The 459-nt window shown below is 48.1% G+C and carries 1 pseudogene; it reads right to left on the reverse strand.

What is annotated here, in order from left to right:
• A pseudogene (locus tag ACZGCQ_RS16960) lies at window positions 1-415 on the reverse strand (YebC/PmpR family DNA-binding transcriptional regulator); the annotation flags it as partial.
• Window positions 416-459 lie beyond the last annotated feature (44 nt).

Raw genomic sequence — 459 nt, forward strand, 5'->3', positions numbered from 1 at the left:
AGGAAATGATTCCCAGTGCATCGAACATATAGGCGGCGGATCCGCGCACTCCCGCGTTCCCGCCAGTCTGACCGAATGCAGCACGTACGTCAGAAGCCGTCCGGTTTACATTGTTCGTCAACGTTTCGACGATGACCATGGAACCTCTTGGTCCGAATCCTTCATAACGAAGCACATCATAGTTCTCTTCCGCTCCACCTTTTGCTTTTTCACTCGCCCGATCGACGATAGCGCGAGGTACGTTGTATGTCTTCGCTCGTCCAAGAACGACCTTTAATGCTTGATTTGATTCCGGATCGGGTTCACCTTGTTTTGCCGCCACCTAACTCTCATGACCGAACTTTGCGTTAATCCGACTCGTATTTTTGTCCTTTGAACTTTTTTTTTCCTTGATGTTATTCCATTTACGTCCCATTCCGTTTCCACCCTCTTTCCTTCACTTCCGAAATCCTTTTTTTC

The sequence above is a fragment of the Exiguobacterium sp. HSB13 genome, from assembly GCF_056764755.1.